This is a genomic window from Streptomyces sp. NPDC002884 (assembly GCF_040295245.1).
Classification (GTDB): Bacteria; Actinomycetota; Actinomycetes; order Streptomycetales; family Streptomycetaceae; genus Streptomyces.
The window spans coordinates 1-7,724 of the sequence record NZ_JBEOVB010000079.1; the positions used below are offsets into that span (position 1 = coordinate 1).

A 7,724-nucleotide genomic window follows, 5' to 3' on the forward strand; every position below is an offset into this window, starting at 1 on the left:
ACCGCCGCTACGAGCGAAAGCCGGAACACTTCCTCGCCTTCACCGCCATCGCCGCGACCCTCATATGCCACCGCAGACTCACCAACTGAAATGAAGTCTTAAGTGAAGCCCAGGCACTCTGGGACGCCTTTCCCCATGGGCAGAGCGTCGACGTCAGACGGCACTCCCCCGGCCTGTCTCCGTTGTCCAGCGGCTGGTCGAGGCCTGCGTCATCTCCTGGCCACTGTTGGGCGAACAGGAATTTAAGGCCCTGATACGTCATGTCGCTTCGTCTACGGGGCGCCACAGTGGCCGGCGTGCTGGATCCGTCTGTATGCCAGGTGCTCTGCGCCTTCTTGCAGGACAGCTCCCTTCAGCACGCCCTGCGGCGCGAGGCCGGCTCCCTGAAGCATGTCGACCTCAGCGGCACCCGCTTCCCCGGCCTTGCACTCCACAAATGCACCCACCTGGAGACCGCACCTCCCGACGAACGCCCAGTCAGGCTCAACCGCCCGGCCACGACTACCTGCCTCAGCCCTACGAACAGCCTTCTGCTCAGCAAGACCGCGACGCCGACGCCCACGAAGTCCTCCTCGCCGGGTGCCGACGCCACCGCTCCAGCTAGCCGGTCGGCGCATGTGGGGCCTACCCCAGGCGCGCACTGGGGAGCGGAACAGTAGGCCCTACAGCTGAAGGTGATTACGGCGTAATCACCTTCAGCTGCTTCGACACAGTGAGACGTCAGCCGCCGACTACCAAGGCTGCGGCAGCTGCCACCGCCGCAAGCGCACCCTTACCCATCTCAGCCGTCCGGGCTGCGTGGTCTGCCTTGTTCAGTTCACGCACCACGGCGTCCACATAGATGCCGAGGCTGACGAACTGAGTGGGCGTCTCGCAGTGGGGGAGTACCGCCTCGATCTGGTCCAGCCAGAACGTCACGTCATCGTCGTCATCCAGAACCGCCCGGTGCTCAAGGAGTCGACGCGCGACGGGAGCCATCAATGCATGCCGACGGGAAGCTTCCTCTTCCGCACGGCGTTCTGCCGCAGCTTGAGCTGCCGCCTGACGCTCAGCAAGCAGAACCGCCTCAGGAGTACGGCGTACCGGCAGGTCCGGGTTCGCGGGATTGGCTAGGGCAGCAGCGCGCAGCCGCAGCGCCTTGTTGTAGGCAGCGCTCGCCACCTTGACCGCAAGCGCGGAAGCAAGCTGTGCCCACTGCGCCCCTGCAGCCCGCGCATCGTCAACGGCCCGGGACTGGTGGACATCCGCCTGCTGGCGCAGGTACTCCCACAGCCGGATGCGGTCGAGTGCGGATGCACGCCGTGCGGCCACGCTCTTCAGAGCCCCAGCACGAGCCTCGAGATAGAGAAGCGCACCGAACAGTTCATCGTCAGCCGGCATGCGGCCGATGTCCTCGTCCTCGGCCTCCTCATGCAACTGGCGCAACTGCCCGACAGCCGCTGCCGTATCGAGATGGCCAACGCGGACAGGGGGTTTGAGCAGCGGTTTTGTAGGGTCCTTCGACCTGCGAGCGGTGCGAGCCATGCATCAGAGTGTGCCTCATACAAGGGGATTCACATTCTGTGAAACAGTGTTCGGGGGACCCTGTCGCTCCTCTTGTGACTGAGCGCGCCAGCTCGCCATCGGAAGCATCCGCAGCCCACCTATCCCTACGCCGACGAGGGCGGCTCAACGCCACGCCCGACTTCATTCACCGGTCGGTCGATGAGCCAAAGCGACTGCGCCTCGTCGCCGCTACCCACGGCCAGTCCGGGCCCGGCAACGGCGTAGAAACGGTCCAGGCCTTCGCCCGCTCGCCATACGGTAGCTAGCCGGTCGAAGTCATCACCGGCAACACCACGAACCTTCCGCGACGCCTGCAGCACCGCCCGCAACGCCAAGCTGCCCAGGCCCTGCTGCTATACGGCCCTGCGCACCACGCCGTCGTCCTGGCGTACGCAGCTTCAGACGCCCGGTGACGTCTGGCAGATCCCGCTGGCTGCATTCCCTCACCTCAGGGAGAGCGCCAGCTCCCTTGAGTGATTACGGCGTAATCAGAGTGAGCCTGCCAGCGGCGCTTGGGCAACCCGGTCAGCTAACCCGACCACTTCGCACGTCCGGTAGAAGGAGCCAGACTTCGGAGAAGGAAGGGCCGTGCTCCTGCGTCACCACTCCGCAGGGCCAGCCGAGCGAGATCAGGCGCCAATCGCAGATCACCGTCCACGGACCGACCGTCCCTTCGCACGCCGGGCAGCCGAAGGTCTCAGATGTCCATACCCCGGCGGCGGGTCTGGAGTAGTGACGGAAGCGGCCTTTACTGCGTCTGCCAAGGCTCGATCGCAGGCGTCAGCGGGGCGGCCCCGGGCAGGCGCGGCTCGGCCACCAAGGCGAACAGCGCGATTAACTGGGGGAGGAGGGCCTCGTCGACCGCTGTCGGTGGCCCCGCCCGGCTGCTTTCCGGCCCGGCTGGGGTCCCGTATGCCGGGGCCGCTGCTGCGCGTGGTGGGTTCGGAGTGGCGTACCAAGGCAGAAATGCTCGGGCGCCGGCGGCGAGGAGCGCGGCTGCGGGCGGGCTGACGATGCCTGCGTCAAGGTGGTGAAGGGTTGTGCGCAGGAGGCGTTGGAGCCACGGTCCCGGTCCGTGGCCAAGGTCCGTGCAGTTGCTGCCCGCCGCGCTGGGAGCGGAGCCGCCAAGCGGTCCAGCATGGCCTCGGCTGCTTCGGAGTCCGCCTCGGTGGGACGCCACTTCCCGGCGGTCAGAAGACGTCGAGCCTGCGCGGCCTCCCGGGCCAGGGCACCCGTCAGCAGCGCCTGCGGGGCGAGAGCTGGCTCTCGTGTCCGCTTGTCATGGGTCCCTCCATCTCCTCGCTCCTGCGAGTCTGCGTGACGCATGCGCGCCAGGCACTCCTGCAGACAAGCAGGCACGGTCTCTTGTCGCCACTGTCTGTGAGTCGGTCTAATCCTTCCTGAGACCTCACCTGACGCGGCAAGGGCCCGTGCGGGCTGCAGTCACGGCCAGCGGGCATACCTCGCATCCGGATCATGTGCAGTCCCTTACCCCGGTGTCGTGATTACGACGTAATCACGACGGAGCTGAAGTCATCAGCGTGCCGTCGTCGACTCTTCGAGGGGGCACCGAGTCGCTGTTGATGGGCCATGAGTGTCTGGCTCGTCCGATTCTCAGCCTCTTCTGGTGTCGCTGAGCGTCTAGCCGTATGGCCAAGCACGACGCTCAGGCCCATCCGCGCCCTCTGGCCTAGCGCTCCCAGGCCTGCAAGTCACGCCCCCAGCCGCTTGCCGGCAACGCAGATCCAACACACGCCTCCGCTGATCACGCAGTCACGATTGAGCGTGCAAGTGGTTTCCACGGGCCAGCCGCGAGTGATTACGCCGTAATCACTTCACCGGATCAACGGGCCAACCGTCGGCGTCGACGTGGCAAAGGCGGCTGTCAGGCCGGGTTGGGCCCGGAGATCACGAAGGGGTGCGGACACTCTGCCGGTTGACGAGCTTGTTCGCGGTCGCGGCCTGCTGTGACGAGGGCCTACTTCTTCTGCAAGACGGCCACCGCCGCCTCGCTCCACCGACAGGGATCGCTTGCCAGGCCAGCAGGCGCTCTGCCTTTCCGCGCACCTCAGGGAGCGGGCGCGCGTCGGGCTACCGGTCGCCGGCTCACGCCGAGATCGAGGGCGAGAGCGGCATCAGCGCAACCTTTCGCGTCGTGTAGCCGTGAAGGCAATGCAGTGCGTTCAGTAATGCAGCTTGGCGCAGACGAGGCGACCTTGCCCAAGTCCGGCTCTCCCGCGCCCTACCGAAGGGCTCTGCATGATGCCGTGCAGGGTCAACGACGGATGAAGAGTGATCCACCTCAGCATCAGTTCGCCTCACTGGGCTTCGCTGCACCGGACAGCGAACGACCGTCCATGCGCACCAGGCAGAAACGACCTAAGACGAGTTCTGTGAGCTTTGTCTTGAGTCGGCGACGTCACCGTCAAGGATCCGCCAACTGTCAGAGCGTGCCCGGCTGTCCATCGTCGTCGGTGCTTGCGGCCGTAAGGGCGGACAAGCCCATAAGCTCCAGGAGGCGCAGAGATGCGCCGTCACGTGAGTGATCGGCTACGGACCGCCGGATGTGTTCCGCTTCCCCCGGACGATCGGTGTTCTCGAGCAGATCAGCCAGGTAATCGGCAGCCATTGGTGCCCTGCGATCGAGAGCCTGCCGATACGCTTCCTCGGCCTCGTCCATCCGACCGGAGTACTCCAAGAAGTATCCGAGAGCCGTCACAGCCCAAGGGCTGCCCGTTGTAGCGCTACGCAAAGTCGCTTCTGCCTGCTCGAACCGTTCCTGATCCACAAGGAGAAAGCCCAGCACGGCTGCGGCATCCATCTCTCCGTGCTCAAGCGCCTCGCGGAGAACTTGCTCAGCTTCGTCGGTCCGATTGGTCCCTTGCAACAGCAGCCCGAGGGGCGGAGCCGCACGTGTGCTGGTGCCTGCGGCCTCGCGCAGAATCGACTCCGCCTCGTCTTCGCGGCCAGTCGCCAGCAGAAGTTTCCCGAGCGTCAACTGGCTCTCGATATCGCCGTGCTGCGCTGCATGGCGAAAGCAGTCCTCAGCCTCGGAAAGGCTGCCACGCTCGAGCAACATTGCGGCAAGATGCTTGGCCGGACATGGGCCGTCACTCTGCGCCCGTGGGCGCCAGAGGCTCGCAGCTTCGTCGGCGCGCCCGCGGTGCTGCAGGAGGTGGCCGAGTTGGCAGACCGCTGCGCGGTGGTCGGCGTGCACGGCGAGGCCGTAGTAGTGCTCTGCCTCGTCGAGTTCCTCTTTGGCTTGCAGGATTCTGCCCAGCTTGTATGCGGCACGGGCATGACCTCGGTCTGCTGCCTGCTGCAGATACCGCCTCGCTTCCGCCTCCCGTCCGGATGTCCGTAGAAGCAGTGCGAGTCGAAACGCGGATTCGCTGTGCTCGAGGTCTGCGGCATCCCGCCACCGAGCTTCTGCCGCTTGAGGTCTGCCGGTTTCACTCAGCAGGTTGGCTAGGTTGCAGGCTGCTTCGAGGCTGCCCTGTTCAGCTGCTCGGCGCCAGAACTCTTCTGCTTCGTCCATGCGTTGGGTCGCTTGCAGCAGGATGCCCAAGCGGTTACCCGCCTCACGATGTTTGCGTCGTGCGGCATCGCGCAGGTGCTTCTCGGCCTCTTTGCGGCGACCCAGATCGAGGAGCAGCGTGCCCAGATTGAAGGCTGCTGTGACCAGATGAGGTGCCGCCTTGCGCAGATAGCTCTCGGCCTTACTGCGTCGTCCCGTGTCGCGTAGCAGCTGTGCAAGGTTGTTCGCGGCCACCGCATTCCCCTGGTCGGCGGCCCTGCGGTAGCGCCTCTCTGCCTCCTCGACGCGTCCGGATTTGTTCAGCAACCATCCAAGCCTCACGGCAGCCGCAAGGTCACCGCCGTCGGCGGGGCCTCGGAACACGCTTTCGGCTTCCTCCATCCTGCCCAGTTTGGCGAGCGTCGTGCCCAGGTCGAGGCTTGCGGAAGGCAGCTGCGTCGCCGCTTCGCGCAGAAAGGGCTCGGTCTCCGCATGGCGACCCTGGTCGATCAGCAGGTGACCGAGGGTATGGGCGGACTCCAAGTGCCCGGCTGATGCTGCTTGCCGGAGGTAGGGCTCCGCAGCCTCCAGTTCGCCCCGTTGCCGCAGTGCAAGCCCCAGGTTCGCTGCGGCTACGGCTTCACCATGCTCGGCGGACCGCCGCCATAAGGCTTCGCCCTCAGCGGCGTGGCCGCTTTCGCGAAGCAGGTTGCCCAGGTTGACCATGGCGCCGGTGTGCCCGCGGTTACAGGCGCGGCGCCATGCCTCCTCGGTGATGTCGAGCAGCTCGGCGTGCAAGGCATTAAGACCGATCGCCACCAGCGCGTCGTCATCGGCGCACTCCAGAGCCATCGTCCAGGCATCGGCCGGAACAGGTGTGTCGCTGTGATCGACGAGGTAGTCAAACGCTTCCCACGAGGCCGGGTCCGAAGTGGGCTGGAGCATGCCGGTGACACCGAAGCGGACTCTCGTCGCCCAGTCCCAGGCCTGCTCCCGTGTTTCCGGCCTCAACAATGGCCCTGCGGCTTCGACACGAGCCTCGTGCAGCGCACTCAGGTCGTCTTCTCGGCAGGACAGCAGACCGGTGCGTAGCAAGTCCACGGCTGCGGCCACGAGAAGAGCCCCACTGGGATGACCTGCACCATGCGCCGCGTCATGCCACTCGGCCAGGAGAGCCGGCCCTGCGGCGAGATACTCCGCAATGCCGTAGGGACCGTGGCGGGCCAGGGCGTCGGCCACGCGGTCATCACTGCATGCCTCCGCACGGATCAGCTCGCCACTGCTCCACAGCCGGCTCACGCGCAGGGCGTCAGTCTGATTCAGCACCTGCGCCCCAACCGAAAGCGTCTCGCGCTCGGCACCGGGGTTGGCCGATGGCACAGCCCAGTTGGCGGGACGAAAGATGTCGTACTGCTGGGCACGCATCGTGGCGAGAACAGGAATGCGGGCCCGAGCCAGCCAGGCAACCACTGACGGTGTCAGACCAGCAGGCCCCAGGAATCTCTCCAGATCGTCAAACCACATCACGCAGAGCACGCCGGAGCGTGCGGCTGCCCGTGCCGCAGATTGGACTTCGGAACCCGTGGCCGGAGCGAGCACGCGGTAGTGGGGGAGGACTGCGCGCAGAGCCTCGAAGGCAGCTCTGGTCTTGCCTGCCGTCGAATCGCCCACCAGGAGAATGAATCCTCCGTTCTGCGCCGCCGTGACAAGCCGACGCTGCAGTTCGACATCAACGTCACGCTTCACGTACGGCGGAACGGCGTCGCCGGTGCTATCGGGACGAGCCCTGTGAGCACCCGCCTGCAGTGCATCCCACTGTCCGGCGAGCGGCCACTGATCCGGATCACGAAAGTACTCCGGGACGGCCCCCCACGAGGACCGCGCATCCAGAGCATCTAGCACTCTGCCCAAGTCGGCTGTGTCAGGCAGAGGATGCCTTGCTGTCGTTCGCGGGCCGACGCTCTCCGACCGCGGCGGATACAGGAACAGGTTGAACAGCTCTGTTGCCTTTCCCAGCCGGCGCTCAAGCAAGTCCACTGGCGTCGTCGCCTGAACCAGCCCAACGAGCACCTTCTCCGGTGGAGCCGCCACCCCACTCAAGTAGGCGGACAGTTGAGAAGTGCTGACGGCCAACTCGGTGGACAAGTCCTTCTGAGTCTTGCCCGATGCCTCCACCTGGCGCCTCATGAACAGAGCGAGGTTGCGCCCCTGAGCCGTGGCCGCTTTGACCTCAGTGCGCCACTTGCGCCCCCGTTTCGTCATCGCCGCCCCCGTCCGTCTGTGCGGTCCGTCCTGGACAACTACTTCCAAATCCGGAATGTACCTGCGCAATCCGGTGGGAGAAGGCCGGATTGCCAAAAAGTCCGCATCATCGGCGGTGCAGCGGCTGCAGCTCGTGGCCGCAGATCGAAGGGGACGATCATGCAGGACCTGCTGTCCGTACTCGCCGACCTACTTGCATCCGTGAGCGCACTATTGACCATCTCCCTTGAGGTGCAGCGTGCTCGCGCGGAGACCCGGTCCGCGATCGACGGAAACGATCGGGAGGCGAACGGGGACAAGTCTTAGCTTGCAGATCGCCGTCGTTCCGGCCCGCTGGTCATGCTGCTACTGAAGCGGGCCCGTCACGTACGGAGGGGCGCCGGCACAATGTGCCGGCGCC

Annotated in this window: 2 protein-coding genes and 1 pseudogene; 1 reads left to right on the forward strand and 2 read right to left on the reverse strand. The window is 65.7% G+C overall.

Going from position 1 to position 7,724, the window contains the following annotated elements; translation table 11 throughout:
- Nucleotides 1-89, forward strand: a pseudogene (locus ABT070_RS45685) (IS5/IS1182 family transposase); the annotation flags it as partial.
- Nucleotides 90-720: 631 nt separating this feature from the next.
- Here the strand turns inward: ABT070_RS45685 and ABT070_RS45690 are convergent.
- The gene (locus ABT070_RS45690; protein WP_351769241.1) at nucleotides 721-1,524 is read right to left on the reverse strand and encodes a hypothetical protein; all 804 of its coding nucleotides are present in this window, start codon (nucleotides 1,522-1,524) and stop codon (nucleotides 721-723) included.
- A 2,464-nt stretch (nucleotides 1,525-3,988) separates the two neighbouring features.
- Nucleotides 3,989-7,324: a tetratricopeptide repeat protein gene (locus ABT070_RS45695; protein WP_351769242.1), complete on the reverse strand. Its 3,336-nt coding sequence runs from the start codon at nucleotides 7,322-7,324 to the stop codon at nucleotides 3,989-3,991.
- Nucleotides 7,325-7,724: the final 400 nt, after the last annotated feature.

What these genes read in the sequence shown, in the direction of transcription:
- ABT070_RS45690 (WP_351769241.1), bottom strand. Translation starts at nt 1,524, where the DNA reads ATGGCTCGCACCGCTCGCAGGTCGAAGGACCCTACAAAACCGCTGCTC.
- ABT070_RS45695 (WP_351769242.1), bottom strand. Translation starts at nt 7,324, where the DNA reads ATGACGAAACGGGGGCGCAAGTGGCGCACTGAGGTCAAAGCGGCCACG.